At 62.3% G+C, this 16,455-nt stretch carries 14 protein-coding genes; 10 read left to right on the forward strand and 4 right to left on the reverse strand.

What is annotated here, in order from left to right; genetic code table 11:
* Positions 1-9: 9 nt before the first annotated feature.
* Positions 10-1,524 carry an efflux transporter outer membrane subunit gene (locus V6M90_RS07015; protein ID WP_332846246.1) on the reverse strand — a complete coding sequence of 505 codons (1,515 nt, stop codon included), beginning with the start codon at positions 1,522-1,524 and terminating at the stop codon, positions 10-12.
* 182 nt (positions 1,525-1,706) lie between these two features.
* Between V6M90_RS07015 and V6M90_RS07020 the strand changes: the two genes are divergently transcribed.
* The 5 genes from V6M90_RS07020 (at position 1,707) to V6M90_RS07040 (ending at position 6,125) form a co-directional block, all read left to right on the forward strand.
* Complete coding sequence (locus V6M90_RS07020) at positions 1,707-2,675, forward strand: LysR family transcriptional regulator (protein WP_078731632.1); 969 nt, start codon at positions 1,707-1,709, stop codon at positions 2,673-2,675.
* A 113-nt stretch (positions 2,676-2,788) separates the two neighbouring features.
* Complete coding sequence (locus V6M90_RS07025; protein WP_332846247.1) at positions 2,789-3,763, forward strand: 2-hydroxyacid dehydrogenase; 975 nt, start codon at positions 2,789-2,791, stop codon at positions 3,761-3,763.
* A gap of 119 nt (positions 3,764-3,882) precedes the next feature.
* Positions 3,883-4,785 carry a chemotaxis protein CheV gene (locus tag V6M90_RS07030; RefSeq protein ID WP_003171900.1) on the forward strand — a complete coding sequence of 301 codons (903 nt, stop codon included), beginning with the start codon at positions 3,883-3,885 and terminating at the stop codon, positions 4,783-4,785.
* A 3-nt stretch (positions 4,786-4,788) separates the two neighbouring features.
* Positions 4,789-5,271 carry a GNAT family N-acetyltransferase gene (locus tag V6M90_RS07035; protein ID WP_003171899.1) on the forward strand — a complete coding sequence of 161 codons (483 nt, stop codon included), beginning with the start codon at positions 4,789-4,791 and terminating at the stop codon, positions 5,269-5,271.
* A 110-nt stretch (positions 5,272-5,381) separates the two neighbouring features.
* Positions 5,382-6,125, forward strand: a complete 744-nt coding sequence (locus V6M90_RS07040; RefSeq protein WP_332846248.1) for a YkgJ family cysteine cluster protein — start codon at positions 5,382-5,384, stop codon at positions 6,123-6,125.
* A gap of 39 nt (positions 6,126-6,164) precedes the next feature.
* Here the strand turns inward: V6M90_RS07040 and V6M90_RS07045 are convergent, their stop codons facing one another.
* From V6M90_RS07045 to V6M90_RS07055, 3 genes are all read right to left on the reverse strand, one after another.
* Positions 6,165-6,863 (reverse strand): Rid family hydrolase, encoded by a 699-nt coding sequence (locus V6M90_RS07045; RefSeq protein WP_003171896.1) that lies wholly within the window; start codon positions 6,861-6,863, stop codon positions 6,165-6,167.
* A gap of 166 nt (positions 6,864-7,029) precedes the next feature.
* A complete protein-coding gene (locus V6M90_RS07050; protein WP_332846249.1) occupies positions 7,030-7,812 on the reverse strand; it encodes a transporter substrate-binding domain-containing protein in 783 nt (260 codons plus the stop codon).
* A 166-nt stretch (positions 7,813-7,978) separates the two neighbouring features.
* Complete coding sequence (locus V6M90_RS07055) at positions 7,979-8,212, reverse strand: hypothetical protein (protein WP_332846250.1); 234 nt, start codon at positions 8,210-8,212, stop codon at positions 7,979-7,981.
* A 217-nt stretch (positions 8,213-8,429) separates the two neighbouring features.
* Here V6M90_RS07055 and V6M90_RS07060 point away from each other — a divergent pair, with 217 nt between their 5' ends.
* The 5 genes from V6M90_RS07060 to V6M90_RS07080 all read left to right on the forward strand — a co-directional run bounded on the left by V6M90_RS07060 (position 8,430) and on the right by V6M90_RS07080 (position 16,382).
* The gene (locus tag V6M90_RS07060; protein WP_332846251.1) at positions 8,430-9,596 is read left to right on the forward strand and encodes an efflux RND transporter periplasmic adaptor subunit; all 1,167 of its coding nucleotides are present in this window, start codon (positions 8,430-8,432) and stop codon (positions 9,594-9,596) included.
* Positions 9,593-12,682, forward strand: coding sequence for a multidrug efflux RND transporter permease subunit (locus V6M90_RS07065; protein WP_332846252.1), 3,090 nt, complete (start codon positions 9,593-9,595; stop codon positions 12,680-12,682). Before V6M90_RS07060 ends, V6M90_RS07065 begins: the two co-directional genes overlap by 4 nt.
* Before the next feature lie 9 nt (positions 12,683-12,691).
* A complete protein-coding gene (locus tag V6M90_RS07070; RefSeq protein ID WP_003171890.1) occupies positions 12,692-13,369 on the forward strand; it encodes a heavy metal response regulator transcription factor in 678 nt (225 codons plus the stop codon).
* Positions 13,359-14,723 carry a heavy metal sensor histidine kinase gene (locus V6M90_RS07075; RefSeq protein WP_003171889.1) on the forward strand — a complete coding sequence of 455 codons (1,365 nt, stop codon included), beginning with the start codon at positions 13,359-13,361 and terminating at the stop codon, positions 14,721-14,723. The genes V6M90_RS07070 and V6M90_RS07075 overlap by 11 nt, the downstream gene beginning before the upstream one ends.
* 165 nt (positions 14,724-14,888) lie before the next feature.
* Positions 14,889-16,382 (forward strand): sensor domain-containing diguanylate cyclase, encoded by a 1,494-nt coding sequence (locus V6M90_RS07080; protein WP_332846253.1) that lies wholly within the window; start codon positions 14,889-14,891, stop codon positions 16,380-16,382.
* The last annotated feature ends 73 nt before the right edge of the window (positions 16,383-16,455 follow it).

Below are 16,455 nucleotides of genomic sequence, written 5' to 3' on the forward strand. Positions count from 1 at the left end.
GCAACCTACTCAGTGATCGAACACGGCCAGCGCCGCCGGGGTTTTGCTCGGGAGGGTCCGGGCATCTTGGGGTACGTCCCTGCCGGCATCGAGGCCGCCGCCCAAGGCCGTCACCAGTTCGGCATGCACACTCAGGCGCGCCGCCTGTACCTGCTGTTCGATCTGTTGCTGGCGAAACAGCAGGGTCTGGGCGTTGAGCACATTCAGGTAATCGGTGAGGCCGCGCTGGTAAGCGACCGTCGCGATGTCATAGGTTTTCTGCGCCGAGGCCACCGACTGCGCGGCGAACAACGATTGCTTGTCCATCGATTCGCGGCGGATCAACTGGTCGCTGAGGCCCTTGAGTGCGTTGACCAGGGTCTGGTTGTATCGCGCCACGGCGAGGTCATAGCCCGCGCTGGCTGCACCCAGCTCGGCCCGCAGACGGTCGCCGTCGAAGATCGGCAAGGTGAGCGCCGGGCCGACGCTGTAGTTGAATTTCTTGCCGGCCAGAAATGCCAGCATGCCGCCGCCGGTGGCCATATAGCCGAGGCTGCCGACCAAGTCGACGTTGGGGTAGAACCCCGCATGAGCCACGTCGATTCCGCGCGCCTGGGCTGCGACTTGCCAGCGGGCGGCGACCACGTCCGGGCGCTGGCCGAGCAATTGCGCGGGCAAGGTCGATGGCAGTTTCAATGGCGCGGCCAGAGACAGACTCGGGCGTTGCAGCTGCGCGCCCTCCCCCGGTCCTTTGCCTGCCAATGCGGCCAACTGGTTACGGCTCAGGGCGATGGCTTCGTCGAGGGCGTCCAGTTGGCGGTGGGTTTCCGGCAACGGGCTTTCGGCCTGGCTCACGTCCAAATGCGTGCCGATGCCGGCATTCAGGCGTTTGTTGGCCAGGTCGAGGATCTGCTGTTGCTGGGCCAGGGTCGCCGCGACGATGTCGCGATTGGCGTAGTGCAACGACAGCTGGATATAGGCGCGCACGACGTTGTTCTGCAGTTCAAGCCGGGCCTGGCGCGCGTCGGCGACGCTCATGTGCGCCAGGTCCACGGCGCGCTCGCTGGCGTTGCTTTCGCGGCCCCACAGGTCGAGGGGGTAGCTCAGGCCCAACGACGAATTGTTGTCCCAGGTGTTGGCACCGCTCAATTCGCCGGGGCCGTAGAACTGATCCTCGGGCCAGTTGTGGCGCTTGAGGGTGGTGTCGCTGTTGATCTGCAACGACTCGGCCGACTCGGCAACCCCGGCCATGGCCCGCGCTTCGCGCACCCGCGCGGCGGCCATGGCCATGCTCGGGCTGTCACGGGTGGCCAGCTCGACCCAGCGGTCGAGTTGCGGGTCGCCGTAGGCTTGCCACCACCACTGGGCGGTGGGCCAATGGGCATCCTGGACGGCGCTCTGGATGGCTTCGTCGGTGGCCAGGGTATTGGCGTTGAGGGCCTGGCCCTGGGGGGCGATTCCTCCGGTTCCGATGCAGCCGCTGATAGCTAACGATAAAGCCCAAACACTGAGAGTCTTCAGCTCTCTGCTGATGCGACGCGGCACGGCAAGCGAATTCCTGAGGTGGTGATGCACGGTAGGTGGCGCAATTCTAGGCGGCAGCATGGGGCACGATAAGCAGGTATTCCTGTGATTCTTTGTTACCGTTCAGGCGATAATCCATTGGTAGGGATCACTGGTCGACGTAACTTTCTGTCACAATTTGCTATCTCCCCAGAGAACACTCCATGGACACCTTGCAAAACATGCGCGCCTTCAGTTGTGTGGCCGACGCCGGCAGCTTCACCGCCGCCGCCGCGCAACTGGACACCACCACGGCCAACGTCTCGCGCGCGGTCTCCAATCTGGAGGCCCATCTGCAAACCCGCTTGCTCAACCGCACCACCCGGCGCATTGCCCTCACCGAGGCGGGTAAACGCTACCTGTTGCGCTGTGAACAGATCCTCGCCTACGTCGAAGAAGCCGAAGCCGAGGCCAGCGACGCCCATGCGCGCCCCGCCGGGCAGTTGAAAGTGCACACCATGACCGGCATCGGCCAGCACTTCGTGATCGACGCCATCGCCCGCTACCGTCGCACTCACCCGGACGTAACCTTCGACCTGACCCTGGCCAACCGCGTGCCGGACCTGCTCGACGAGGGCTACGATGTGTCCATCGTGCTGGCCAGCGAGCTGCCGGATTCGGGCTTCGTCTCCCAGCGCCTGGGCATCACCTACAGCATCGCCTGTGCCTCGCCGGATTACGTCAAGGCCAAGGGCTGCGCGCACCGTCCCCATGACCTGCTTAACCATGCCTGCCTGCGCCTGGTCAGCCCTGTGGTGCAGTTGGACAAGTGGACCTTCAACGGCCCCGAAGGCCAGGAGAGTGTGGCGATCAACACCTCGCCCTTCCTGGTGAACTCGGCGGACGCGATGAAAACCGCAATCACCAGCGGCATGGGCGTCGGCCTGTTGCCGGTGTACGCGGCCATCGAAGGCCTGCGCAACGGCACGCTGGTGCGGGTGATGCCCAACTACCGCTCCCAGGAGCTGAACCTGTACGCCATCTACCCGTCGCGCCAGTACCTGGATGCGAAGATCAAAACGTGGGTGGAATACCTGCGCGGTTCGTTGCCGGAAATTCTGGCGGCGCATCAGGCGGAGTTGGTGGCGTATGAATTGAGCGGCAGTTTGGGTGGGGCGCGGTTGTCGAACTGACTGATGTCTACCAGACGATAGAGATCAAATGTGGGAGGGGCGGTGTCCTGACAATTGACGACAAGAATGTTAGCGTGCTTGGCATTCTTCCGTAGTCGATGAGCCCGCCTGCCATGAAAAAGACTGTCCTCGCCTTCAGCCGTATCACCCCGCCAATGATCGAACGCCTGCAACAGGATTTCGAGGTGATCGCGCCCAACCCCAAGCTGGGTGACATCAACGCGCAGTTCAACGAAGCCCTGCCCCACGTCCATGGCCTGATTGGCGTGGGCCGCAAGCTGGGCCGGACGCAACTCGAAGGCGCGAGCAAACTGGAGGTGGTGTCCAGCGTATCGGTGGGCTACGACAACTACGACGTGCCGTACTTCAACGAGCGCGGGATCATGCTCACCAACACCCCGGATGTGCTCACCGAAAGCACCGCCGACCTGGCCTTTGCCCTGCTGATGAGCAGCGCGCGCCGGGTGGCGGAGTTGGACGCCTGGACCAAGGCCGGCCAGTGGAAAGCCAGTGTCGGCGCGCCGTTGTTTGGCAGCGATGTGCATGGCAAGACCCTGGGCATCGTCGGCCTGGGCAATATTGGCGCGGCCGTGGCCCGTCGTGGCCGCCTGGGCTTCAACATGCCGATCCTGTACAGCGGCAACAGCCGCAAGGTCGAGCTTGAGCAGGAACTGGGCGCGCAGTTTCGCAGCCTGGAGCAGTTGCTGGCCGAGGCGGATTTCGTCTGCCTGGTGGTGCCTTTGAGTGACAAGACTCGTCACCTGATCAGCACCCATGAGTTGGCGCTGATGAAGTCCAGCGCGATCCTGATCAACATCTCCCGCGGCCCGGTGGTAGACGAACCGGCGCTGATCCAGGCCCTGCAAAACCAGACCATTCGTGGCGCCGGGCTGGACGTGTACGAGCAGGAGCCATTGGCCGAGTCGCCGCTGTTCCAACTGAGCAATGCCGTGACCCTGCCGCATATCGGCTCGGCGACCCACGAAACCCGTGAAGCCATGGCCAACCGCGCCCTGGACAACCTGCGCAGCGCCCTGCTGGGCCAACGCCCGCAGGACCTGGTGAATCCGCAGGTGTGGAAGGGCTGATACAGACTCAATGTCGGAGGGGCTGGCCCAGTCCGACACAAAATCCGGTTAAAGCCTGGCTCTCCCAAGTCGATAACCTTCCATAGAAGATCGTCATCCCTGATCCACAGAAGGTTCTTATGCCCACCACTAAAGCCCGCGCAGACTCACTCTCGCTTCTGCTCTTTACCTTGCGCAGCGGCAAGCTGATGGCCATCAACCTGCTGAAAGTCAGCGAAATCATTCCCTGCCCGCCGCTGACCAAGCTGCCGGAGTCACACCCCCACGTCAAAGGTATCGCCACCTTGCGCGGTAACTCGTTGGCGGTAATCGACCTGAGCCGCGCCCTGGGGGAAATGCCCCTGGAAGACCCGGACGGCGGTTGCCTGATCGTCACCGACGTGAGCCGTTCCAAGCAGGGCCTGCATGTGCAGGCGGTGAGCAAGATCGTGCACTGCCTGACCACCGATATCCGCCCGCCGCCCTACGGCTCCGGCGGCAACCGCGCGTTCATCACCGGGGTGACCCAGGTCGAAGGCGGGCTGGTGCAGGTGCTGGATATCGAAAAGGTCATCCATGGCATTGCACCGGCACCGATTGAAGTGGCGCCGACCGACCTGACCATGGAAGAAGCGGAAGTCTTGGGCCACGCGCGGATTCTGGTGGTAGACGACAGCCAGGTCGCCCTGCAGCAATCGGTGCATACCTTGCGCAACCTCGGCCTGACGTGCCATACCGCGCGCAGTGCCAAGGAAGCCATCGACGTGCTGCTGGAGCTGCAAGGCACGGCTGAGGAAATCAACGTGGTGGTGTCGGACATCGAGATGTCAGAGATGGACGGTTACGCCCTCACCCGCACCTTGCGAGAAACCCCGGATTTCCAACATCTCTATGTGCTGTTGCACACCTCCCTGGACAGCGCGATGAACAGCGAAAAAGCGCGCCTGGCCGGGGCCAACTCGGTGCTGACCAAATTCTCCTCGCCGGAATTGACCAAGTGCCTGGTGATCGCCGCCCAAAGCGTCGCGCAACAAAGGCGGTAAGGGTTGGCCGAGTATTACCAGCTGCTGCGCCGTCACCTTACCGGCAGCCTGCCTGCGCCACAGTGGCCGGCCAATACCCGGCTGGATCATTATCGCGACGACCTCGCGCCAGCGATTCATGCCGTGTTGCGCATGACCCAGGAGCAGGGTGGCGGCCGGGTGCCCAGCCTGCAAACCTGGCAGCGACAGTTCACCACCGATGCCGAGTTCGACCCCAGGCTATGCCTGGTGGCCAGCAACGACGAGGGCATCCTTGGCGTGGCGCAGTGCTGGACCAGCGCGTTTATCAAGAACCTGTCCGTGCACCCCTGTGCCCAAGGCCAGGGGCTGGGCCGGGCCTTGTTGCTGCATTGCTTCCAGGTGTTCAAGCAACGCGGCGAACCCTACGTGGATCTCAAGGTGCTGGAAAGCAACCTGCGCGCCCGGCATCTGTACGAAAGCGCAGGCATGGTGTTTGTGCTGCGCGATGTCGTCGCCGAGGACTGACGGACGCTGGCGCATAACTTGCTTCCAACAGAGGCGCAAGGGTGCAAAGAGGTGAAAACCCGTCGCCCATGCTGCATGCCCTCTGACCTAGCCTGGTGACAGATCTGCCCATGAACACCCACTTTTCCTGCGTCGGTTGCGGCAAATGCTGCAGCGACCACCATGTGCCCCTGACCCTCGACGAAGCCCGTATGTGGGCGGCGGACGGCGGTAATGTCATCGTGCTGGTGGAGGGGTTCCTGGGCAATGGCCTGGGTCTGCCGGTGCAACAGCGCGAGCACGCCGAACGCCGTTCGGTGGTGGTGCCCAGTGGCGGCGCCGAGGCCTTCGTGGCGATCACCTTTGCCGCGTACAACGCCGGTCGCTGCCGGAATCTTGACGAAGACAACCTGTGCCGCATCTATGAGCGCCGCCCGCTGGTGTGCCGGATCTACCCGATGGAGATCAACCCGCATATTCCATTGACCCCCGCCGCCAAGGATTGCCCACCCGAGTCCTGGGAACAGGGCCCGGCATTGATCGTCGGTGGCGAGTTGGTGGACCTGGAACTGACGGAGCTGATCCGCCGCTCGCGCCAGGCCGACCGGGATGACGTGCAGACCAAAGAAGCGGTGTGCGCCTTGCTGGGTATTCGCACCACCGCACTCAAGGGTGACGGGTTTACCGCGTACCTGCCGGATATGGGTGCGTTTGCCCAGGCGATTGAACTGGCGGTTGAGCGGCCGTCCATGGCCAGCGAGTGGGTGTTTCATGTGTCGGGCATGGACATCGCCGAACAGTTGCTGGACGCAGGGGCGCAGATTGCCACCGAGGTGCCGGCCAACTATGAGTTTATCCCGTTGCGGGTAGCGTAAGCCGAAATCAGCCGCCTGTGGGTTCGGTCCAATCCATTCTCAATAGCTGGCCAGGCACTCGATTTCGACACGAGCGTCAAGCGCCAGCCCTGCCGCTGCGAACGTGGTTCGGGCGGGCGGATGATCGATGGAAAAGTAGCGGGCATACACCTTGTTCATGGCGGCAAACTCTTTGATATCGGCAAGGATGACGGTGCATTTGACGACGCGCTCCATCGACAACCCGTTTTCCCGGAGGATCGTTTGCATGTTTTCCAATGCCCTGGCTGTCTCGGCCTCTACTCCGCCAGGTACGCGCTTGCGGTTTTCATCCAGCCCAAGCAGGCCGGACAAGTAAAGAAAAGACCCCGCCCGCACGGTCCGCGAAACAGGAAAGCCCGGCGCGGCGGGTGAAAAGCGCAGGGGACTTCGCTCGGTACTCTGCGCGTCTGAGGCCGCGACCGGATAGCCCTGGATGATGGCATCGAAACGACCCGCGTCAAGCGCCGCCAGATTGGTCGCGCTGTCCTGCTCAACCCACTCGCAGCGCACCTTGGGCTCGGTGCACAGCGCATTGCCCGACTCTATATTCCGCCCCACCCGTTCGCCTTGGACGTTACGGCTTTCGAAGGGCGGCACCCGCGATTCCACGCCAGAGTGTATGACATTCCATGGCGTTTGCCGCGCGTAGGCAGGAGCCCACAGCACACCGGTCAGGGTGCATAAAACCAGCGCCAACATCAGTCGGTTCAGGGTCATGATTCAGTCCTTGCAAAGAGTGGGAAGGTGTCCAGGCATCGATCATCGACCGCCCGAATACCGCAAACTCTTTAGCAGGCCTATGCACCCTATTGAATCGAGCCGCTTCCTCTAATGTTGTGGGAAACAGCCTAAACAGCGGACTGCATTAACCTCACAGCGGCCATCAAGGCGTCGTGATGCCTGCATCCAAGTGGTAAGGCTGGATAATTCGTTGGTACTCACCGTTCTTCTTAAGCGCCTCAAGCGCACGGTTGAGTGCGTTACGCAAGGCGGTATCGGGCCTGCGCACTGCAATCGCCACACCATCGCCCAACAGCGCCGCCGTGACAGGATCGCCCACAAAATCGAAATCCTGGCCGGCCTCGGTGTCGAGCAGGGCTTGTCGAATTTCCACGGTGCCCTGCAAGGTTGCATCGATCTCGCCGGCGACCAGGCTGCGGACCAGATCGTCATTGAGCCAGAAGCTCTTGACGATGACGCCCCTGGGCGCCCACTTCGAGTGGGCAAAGGCTTCGCGATTGCTGCCCAGCAAGACACCGACCCGCTTGCCCTTGAGCGACTTTGCGCTGGGCAACAGGCCGGATCGGCGGCGAGCCACCAGGCGCGTGGTGAAGGGGTAGAGGTTATCGGTGAAGCTTGCCCAACGTCGCCGTTCGGACGTGGGCGCCATGCCCATGATCGCGTCGAACCGGCGGGCTTCAAGGGCGCGAAAATCTTCGACCTGCACCTGGTCGACCCAGGTGCAACGCCTATTCAGTTGCGCACACAGGGCGTTACCCAACTCGATGTTCAAGCCAACCAACTGCCCTTGCGGGTTGCGGCTCTGGAAGGGCGGGAAAAGCGCTGCGACGCCAAAACGGATATCACCCTGGGGGTGTTCATCCGCCGCAACAGTGCCAACCGAGAGCAAGAGGGCAAGCGCTACACCGATGTGTATCAGGGCCACAGGAAACGTCCTTTTCCGCAGAGACAAGCTTCACCACGCCCTACCCGGCAATCAGCAGGACAGAGCAGCAACGCAGCAAGCTTTCAAGAAACGGTCGTCCGCATACAATAAGAAGATTCAGCAGATGCTGTAGGCAACAGTCGACACAGACTTCGCCTTATTAATCTCAGCGTTTACCCATCGAACGACGTGTACCGGGTGGCGGCATGCCCGGCGACTGGGTGTGGCCGTTCTTCGCGCCGTTTTTGTACCAAGGCTGCCCCGCCCCCTTGGCGCTGGCCAACTCACCTGGTTTGAACGGAAACTTAAACGCTGGGATTTCGGCTTTTTCAACGCCGTCAGGGCTGGCCGGATCGACGATGTCGGTCGCTTCAACAGGGGGGTGTGTCGGGGAAGTCATAGGGGCTCCGGTGCAGCTATTTGTGTGAAAGCGCGAGTATAGCGAGGCCGGGGCGGCAAGCGGTAAGCTTCAAGCGGCAAGTTACGAGCGCTAGCTGTCCGCTCTGTCAGTTTGGCGTCACGCTCCTGACCGAATCACAGCGCTATAAAGCTTCTCTCCAATCTCCAACTTGCAGCTTGCAGCTTGAAACCTGCAACTGCGCCTCTGGCGCCTATCTATGCATATTCAACGCAAAACCGTCCTGATAGTGGGGGCCATCGTGGTGCTGGCGGTTGCGGCCTGGGCGCTGACCCGACTGCCCAAGGCCAGGCTGGCGGCGCCCGCCGCGATCCCGGTGCGGGTGGTGAGCGTGGCGCAGCAGGACGTTCCACGCTTTGTCAGCGGCATCGGCACGGTGTTGTCGCTGCACAGTGTGGTGATTCGTCCGCAGGTCGACGGCATCCTTACCCAGGTGCTGGTCAAGGAAGGCCAATTGGTCAAGGCCGGAGACCTGCTGGCCAGCATCGATGACCGTTCGATTCGCGCCAGCCTTGATCAGGCCAAGGCGCAACTGGGCGAGAGCCAGGCGCAATTGCAAGTGGCGCTGGTCAACCTCAAGCGCTACAAGCAATTGAGCGTCGACGACGGCGTGTCCAAGCAGACCTACGATCAACAACAAGCCTTGGTCAACCAGCTCAAGGCCACCGCCCAGGGCAACCAGGCCGCCATCGATGCGGCCAAGGTGCAACTGTCCTACACACAAATTCGCTCACCGGTCAGTGGCCGCGTCGGTATCCGCAACGTGGATGAAGGCAACTTCCTGCGCACCAGCGATGCCCAGGGTTTGTTCTCCGTGACCCAGATCGACCCGATCGCCGTCGAATTCTCGCTGCCGCAACAGATGCTGCCGACCCTGCAAGGCCTGATCGCCGCGCCCACACGGGCCAGTGTCGACGCGTACCTGGGCGCCGACACCGACGGCCAGACCGGCGACCTGCTGGGCGAAGGCCACTTGAGCCTGATCGACAACCAGATCAGCTCCACCACCGGCACCCTGCGCGCCAAGGCCGAGTTCAACAATGCTGCGCAACGCCTGTGGCCGGGCCAACTGGTGACCATCAAGATCCAGACCGCCCTCGACAAGAATGCCTTGGTGGTGCCGCCGACGGTGGTACAACGCGGCCTGGATTCGCACTTTGTGTACCGGGTCAACGCTGACAAGGTCGCGGTGGTACCCGTGCAGGTGACCTATCAGGACAGCGATGTGAACATCATCAAGGGCGTACAGGCCGGGGATGTCCTGGTCAGCGATGGCCAGTCGCGGCTCAAGGCCGGTGCGCAGGTGGAGGTGCTCAAGGAACCGCCGCAGGTGATCCAGACCGTCGACGCCAAGGTGCAGCCGTGAGCCGCTCGCCGTCGGCCTGGTGCGTCGATCACCCGGTCGCCACCCTGTTGCTGACCTTTGCCCTGGTACTGCTCGGGACGATCGCCTTCCCGCGCTTGGCCATCGCGCCACTTCCAGAGGCGGAATTTCCCACCATCCAGGTCACCGCCACGCTGCCCGGCGCCAGCCCCGACACCATGGCGTCCTCAGTGGCAACGCCCTTGGAGGTGCAATTCAGCGCTATCCCCGGCATGACCCAAATGACCTCCAGCAGCGCCTTGGGCTCCAGCCAGTTGACCCTGCAATTCACCCTAAACAAGAGCATCGACACCGCCGCCCAGGAAGTACAGGCGGCAATCAATACGGCGTCCGGCAAACTGCCCAGCGACATGCCGAGCCTGCCGACCTGGAAGAAGGTCAACCCGGCGGACAGCCCGGTGCTGATCCTCAGCGTCAGTTCCGACAGCATGCCCAGCACCGAGCTGAGCGACTACGTGGAAACACTGCTGGCCCGACAGATCAGCCAGATCGACGGCGTAGGCCAGATCAACATCACCGGTCAGCAGCGCCCGGCCATCCGTGTGCAAGCCTCACCCGACAAACTCGCCGCCATCGGCCTGACCCTCGCCGATCTGCGCCTGAGCATCCAGCAATCGAGCCTCAACCTGGCCAAGGGCGCGATCTATGGTGAGAACAGCGTGTCAACCCTGTCGACCAACGACCAGCTGTTTAAAGCGCAGGACTACGCGCAACTGATCGTGTCCTATAAAAATGGCGCGCCGGTTCAACTGCGCGACATCGCCAAAGTCATCAATGGCTCGGAAAACGCCTACGTACAGGCCTGGTCCGGCGATACGCCGGGGGTCAACCTGGTGATTTCGCGCCAGCCCGGCGCCAACATCGTCGAGACGGTCGACCGTATTCAAGCTGAGCTTCCACGCTTGCAAGCCATGCTGCCGGCCTCGGTGCAGGTCAGCGTATTGACCGACCGCACCAAGACTATCCGAGCCTCATTGCATGAGGTGGAAGTCACCTTGCTGATCGCGATTTTGCTGGTGGTGGCGGTGATGGCGCTGTTCCTGCGCCAGCTGTCGGCGACGCTGATTGTGTCCAGCGTGCTCGGTGTGTCGCTGGTAGCCAGTTTTGCACTGATGTACGTGATGGGTTTCAGCCTGAACAACCTGACCCTGGTAGCGATCGTGATCGCCGTCGGCTTTGTAGTGGACGACGCCATCGTGGTGGTGGAGAACATCCACCGGCATCTGGAGGCGGGGCTCGACAAACGCGAAGCGGCGATCAAGGGTGCCGGCGAGATTGGTTTTACCGTGGTGTCCATCAGCTTCTCGCTGGTGGCGGCGTTTATCCCGCTGCTGTTCATGGGCGGCGTGGTCGGGCGTTTGTTCAAGGAATTTGCGCTGACGGCGACCTCGACCATCCTGATTTCGGTAGTGGTGTCCCTGACCCTGGCGCCGACACTGGCCGCGCTGTTCATGCGTGCGCCGAGCCATCGCGCCCACGACAAACCCGGCTTCAGCGAACGCCTGCTGGCCGGTTACGCACGCAACCTGCGCCGCGCGCTGGCCCATCAACGCTCCATGGCCGCCATCTTCATCGTGACGTTGGCCCTGGCCGTGGTCGGCTACGTGTTTATTCCCAAGGGATTCTTTCCGGTGCAAGACACCGGCTTCGTGCTCGGCACCAGCGAAGCGGCGGCCGACGTGTCGTACCCGGACATGGTCGCCAAGCACAAGGCCCTGGCCGAGATCATCAAGGACGACCCGGCGGTGCAGGCGTTTTCCCATTCGGTGGGGGTGACCGGCAGCAACCAGACCATCGCCAACGGCCGCTTCTGGATCGCCTTGAAAGACCGCGGTGATCGCGATGTGTCCGCCAGCCAGTTTATCGACCGCATCCGCCCGAAACTGGCGAAGGTACCCGGCATCGTGCTGTATCTGCGTGCGGGCCAGGACATCAACCTCAGCTCCGGCCCCAGCCGTGCGCAGTACCAGTACGTACTCAAGAGCAACGACGGCCCGACGCTCAATACCTGGACCCAGCGCCTTACCGAAAAACTGCGCGCCAACCCGGCGTTTCGCGACCTGTCCAACGACCTGCAACTGGGGGGCAGCATCACCCACATCAGCATCGACCGGCAGGCCGCCGCGCGCTTCGGCCTGACCGCCACCGATGTCGACCAGGCCCTGTACGACGCCTTCGGCCAACGCCAGATCAACGAGTTCCAGACCGAGATCAACCAGTACCAGGTGGTACTGGAGCTGGACACCCAACAACGCGGCAAGGTCGAGAGCCTGAACTACTTCTACCTGCGCTCACCGCTCACCAACGAGATGGTGCCGCTGTCGGCCCTGGCCAAGGTCGACCCGCCCACCGTGGGGCCGTTGTCCATCAGCCACGATGGCATGTTCCCGGCCGCCAACCTGTCGTTCAACCTGGCCCCCGGCGTGGCGTTGGGCGATGCGGTGATCATGCTCAACCAGGCCAAGAACGACATCGGCATGCCGTCCACCCTTATCGGCAATTTCCAGGGCGCGGCCCAGGCGTTCCAGAGCTCGTTGTCCAGCCAGCCGTGGCTGATCCTCGCGGCGTTGGTGGCGGTCTACATCATCCTGGGGGTGTTGTACGAGAGCTTCGTGCACCCGTTGACGATCATTTCCACCTTGCCCTCGGCGGGTTTGGGCGCACTGATCATGCTGTGGCTGATGGGCCAGGATTTTTCGATCATGGCGCTGATCGGCCTGGTGCTGCTGATCGGCATCGTCAAGAAGAACGGCATCCTGATGATCGACTTTGCCCTGGAGGCACAACGTGTTCGCGGATTGGCGCCGGAAGAAGCGATCTACGAAGCCTGCGTGACGCGGTTCCGGCCGATCATCATGACCACCCTCGCCGCCCTGCTCGGCGCCGTGCCGCTGATGCTCGGCAGTGGCCCCGGCGCGGAGCTGCGCCAGCCGCTGGGTATCGCGGTGGTGGGCGGCTTGCTGGTGAGCCAGGCACTGACGCTGTTCACCACGCCGGTCATATACTTGTACCTCGAGCGTTTTTTCCACCGGGCCACACCCACGCCTGCGTTGGCGACCACAGATTGAGGCGGTGTCATGCGCATCCTGATTGTTGAAGATGAAGAGAAAACCGCGGACTACCTGCATCGCGGCCTGACGGAACAGGGCTACACCGTCGACGTGGCACGCGAAGGCGTCGAGGGGCTGCACCTGGCGCTGGAAAACGATTATGCGGTGATCGTGCTGGATGTGATGCTGCCCGGCCTCGACGGCTTTGGCGTGCTGCGCGCCTTGCGTGCGCGCAAGCAGACGCCGGTGATCATGCTCACCGCTCGCGAACGTGTGGAAGACCGCATCCGCGGCCTGCGCGAAGGCGCCGACGATTATCTGGGCAAGCCGTTTTCGTTCCTGGAACTGGTGGCGCGCCTGCAAGCCCTCACGCGCCGCAGCGGCGGGCATGAGCCGGTGCAAGTCACGGTGGCCGACCTGTGGATCGACCTGATCAGCCGCAAGGCCAGCCGCAATGGCGTGCGCCTGGACCTGACGGCCAAGGAGTTCTCGCTGCTCAGCGTATTGGCGCGGCGCCAGGGTGAAATCCTGTCGAAGACGGCGATTGCGGAGATGGTCTGGGACATCAATTTCGACAGCGACGCCAATGTGGTCGAGGTGGCGATCAAACGCCTGCGCGCCAAGCTGGACGGCCCGTTCGAACACAAACTGCTGCACACCATTCGTGGCATGGGCTATGTGCTGGAGAACCGTAGTGTCGGCTAATTCCATCGCCCTGCGCCTGAGCGGCATGTTCACCCTGGTGGCGCTGCTGATCTTTGTGTTGATCGGCGGCGTACTCTATCAGCAGGTAGACCGTGGCCTGGGCCTGTTGCCGGGGGCGGAGTTGGACGCGCGCTACAGTGTGCTGGAGTCTTCGGTGAATCGCTTTGGTACACCGGACCATTGGGTGAAGATCAAGGCCAAGCTCAAGCTGTTGGGCGAGGAAGACAAGCGCATCCGCTTCTGGGTAGTCAGCAGCGACCCGAACTACGAATACGGTGAGCCGGACGCGCAGATCCGTGCCTTTGCCCAGGGTCCCACGGGTAAACGCGACTTGCGCCTGCCCGGTCACGCTGACCCGTTCAAGGTGCTGGTGAGCCAGTTTCCGGCCAAGGAGCAACGCCCGCCGCTGCGCTTCATGATTGCCATCGACACCGAGAATTTCCGGGCGACCCAGCACCATCTGCTGATGGCGCTGGTCAGCCTGGCGTTGGTTGGCGTGGTGCTGGCGGCACTGCTGGGTTTCTGGGTCTCGCGCCTGGGCCTCAAGCCGCTGGAAAAGCTCTCCGAGGAAGCGCAAAAACTTGCCCCGCCCAAACTCTCCGGGCGCCTGCAACTGTCGCCGCTGCCGCCAGAGCTCAAGCAATTCGTCAACTCGTTCAATGCCACTCTCGACCGCGTTGAGCAGGCCTATTCGCGTCTTGAATCCTTCAATGCCGACGTCGCCCATGAGCTGCGCTCGCCGCTGACCAACCTGATCGGCCAGACCCAAGTGGCCCTGACCCGTGGGCGGTCCGCCGAACACTACCTGGAAGTGCTGGAATCCAACCTGGAAGAGCTGGAACGCCTGCGCTCGATCATCAACGACATGTTGTTCCTCGCCAGCGCCGACCAGGGCAGCAAGGCCACCAAGTTGAGCGAAAGCTCGCTGGCCGATGAAGTGGCGACCACCCTCGACTACCTGGACTTTATCCTGGAAGACGCTCAGGTCCAGGTGCAGGTCCACGGCGATGCCCAGGTGCAGATCGAAAAAGCCCACCTGCGCCGCGCGCTGATCAACCTGCTGAGCAATGCCGTGCAGCACACGGCGCCGGGGCAGGTGATCGAAGTCAACATTCAGGTGCTGGAACACCAGGTGGCGATCGACGTAACCAACCCTGGCGAGGCGATTGCCAGCGAGCACCTGCCACGGCTGTTTGAGCGTTTCTATCGGGTGGATGCGTCGCGCAGCAACAGCGGGGCCAATCATGGGTTGGGGCTGGCGATCGTCAAGGCAGTGGCGTTGATGCATGGTGGCGATGTGTTCGTGCGCAGTGACAGCCGCGGCAATACCTTTGGCATCACCCTGCCCTTGTAGTCGCTTCGGTCAAGTGTGGAAGCCGAAGTTCAGGCTGTTGCGAATCGCTATCATCCACTATCCGTTTGAGGTGTTCCAAGGCACTGATCTTTCTTTTTAACCCACTATTTAAATTTCAGCGCGTAGAACTAAACTGCCAGCATTCACACCGCTGAAGTCCGCCTGATGAGTCAACGCCGTCGTCGTACCCCGTCTGCACACCCCGAGCTGCTACTGATGTTCGGCAGTGGCCTGACCGTTGTCCTGATCGTGATCATTGTCGCGGCATTGTTGATTCGCGAACACGCCAGCACCCTGCAGGCGGCCACGCGCTCGACGGGCAACATTGCCCAGTTGATCAATGCCGACGTGCTGCGCAACGTTGAGCTGTACGATCTGGCCCTCAAAGGGCTGATCGCGGCCAGACAACGCGAAGACCTGTCCCAGGTCACACCGACTATCCAGCATCTGGTGCAGTTCGACTTATCCACCGCCGCGCCATTCAAAGGCGAAGTGCTGATGCTGGACGCCGGTGGCAATGTCATCGCCGACTCATCGACCCTCAAGCCCACGCCGCGCAACTTTGCCGACCGTGATTATTTCAAGGCGCATGTCAGCGATCCCGAGTCGGGCTTGTTTATCAGTCGGCCATTTAAAGTCCACTGCGAGTGCGATCAGATATGGCGCATGGCATTCAGCCGACGCGTCTCAGGCCCCAACGGCGAGTTCGTCGGCGTGGCGGTGGCGACCATGCGCCTGGCGTATTTCGACCAGCTGTTCAGCACCCTCACAATCGGCAACAGCAGCAGCGTCAACCTGCTCAACAACCGGGGCATCCTGCTCGCCCAACAGCCGCTGCTCGAACGCGACATGATCGACAAGGACTTGAGCGAGCGACCGAACTTCAAGCGCATCCTGCGTGAAGGGATGGGCAGCTTTCAGGCCATCTCCGCCATCAGCGGCAAGGAACGCTTGTATACCTTCACCAACGTCGGAGAGCTGCCGCTGATTGTGGTGGTGGCGTTGTCCAGCGACGATGTCTTCGCCCCTTGGAGACGTGCGGCGATGCTGACCAGCGGCGCTACCGGCATCCTGTGTATTGGCCTGCTATGGCTCACTTGGATGTTACGTCGCGAGCTGCGGCGCCGCTTTCGCGCCGAACAGGTGCTGTCGGAACTGGCAGCCACCGACGCCCTGACCGGCCTGGCCAACCGACGCATCCTCGATGAGCGCCTGCGTCTGGAATGGGACCGTGCCCAACGCTCGACGGAGCCACTGACGCTGCTGATGATCGATGTGGACCACTTCAAGGCGTTCAACGATCGCCATGGTCATCAAGGCGGTGACGAGGCATTGCGCACCGTCGCCCAGGTGATCGGCAGCAACATCCGCCGCCCCGCCGACCTGGCGGCGCGGTACGGCGGGGAAGAGTTCGCGGTGGTGCTGCCGCATACCGATACCAAGGGTGCCCTGGTCATCGCCGAACATATCCGCAGCAGCGTCGAGCGTCTGCCACGGGTAGCCGGGGATGAACGGCCGATCACCGTCAGCGTTGGCTTGAGCACGTGGCACAAACGCAGCCGCCTGTCGCTGGAAGCATTGCTGTTGAGCGCGGACCAGGCGCTGTATGAGGCCAAGCGTGCAGGGCGTAACCGGATAGTGAATGCCATCCAGCCGTAGCAGATGCGCCGCGAAAGGGGCGTAATCGTTCACGATAAGCACGACTTTGCGGATAAAAAAAGGCCACCCGAAG

This window comes from Pseudomonas lactucae (assembly GCF_036688725.1).
Classification (GTDB): domain Bacteria; phylum Pseudomonadota; class Gammaproteobacteria; order Pseudomonadales; family Pseudomonadaceae; genus Aquipseudomonas; species Aquipseudomonas lactucae.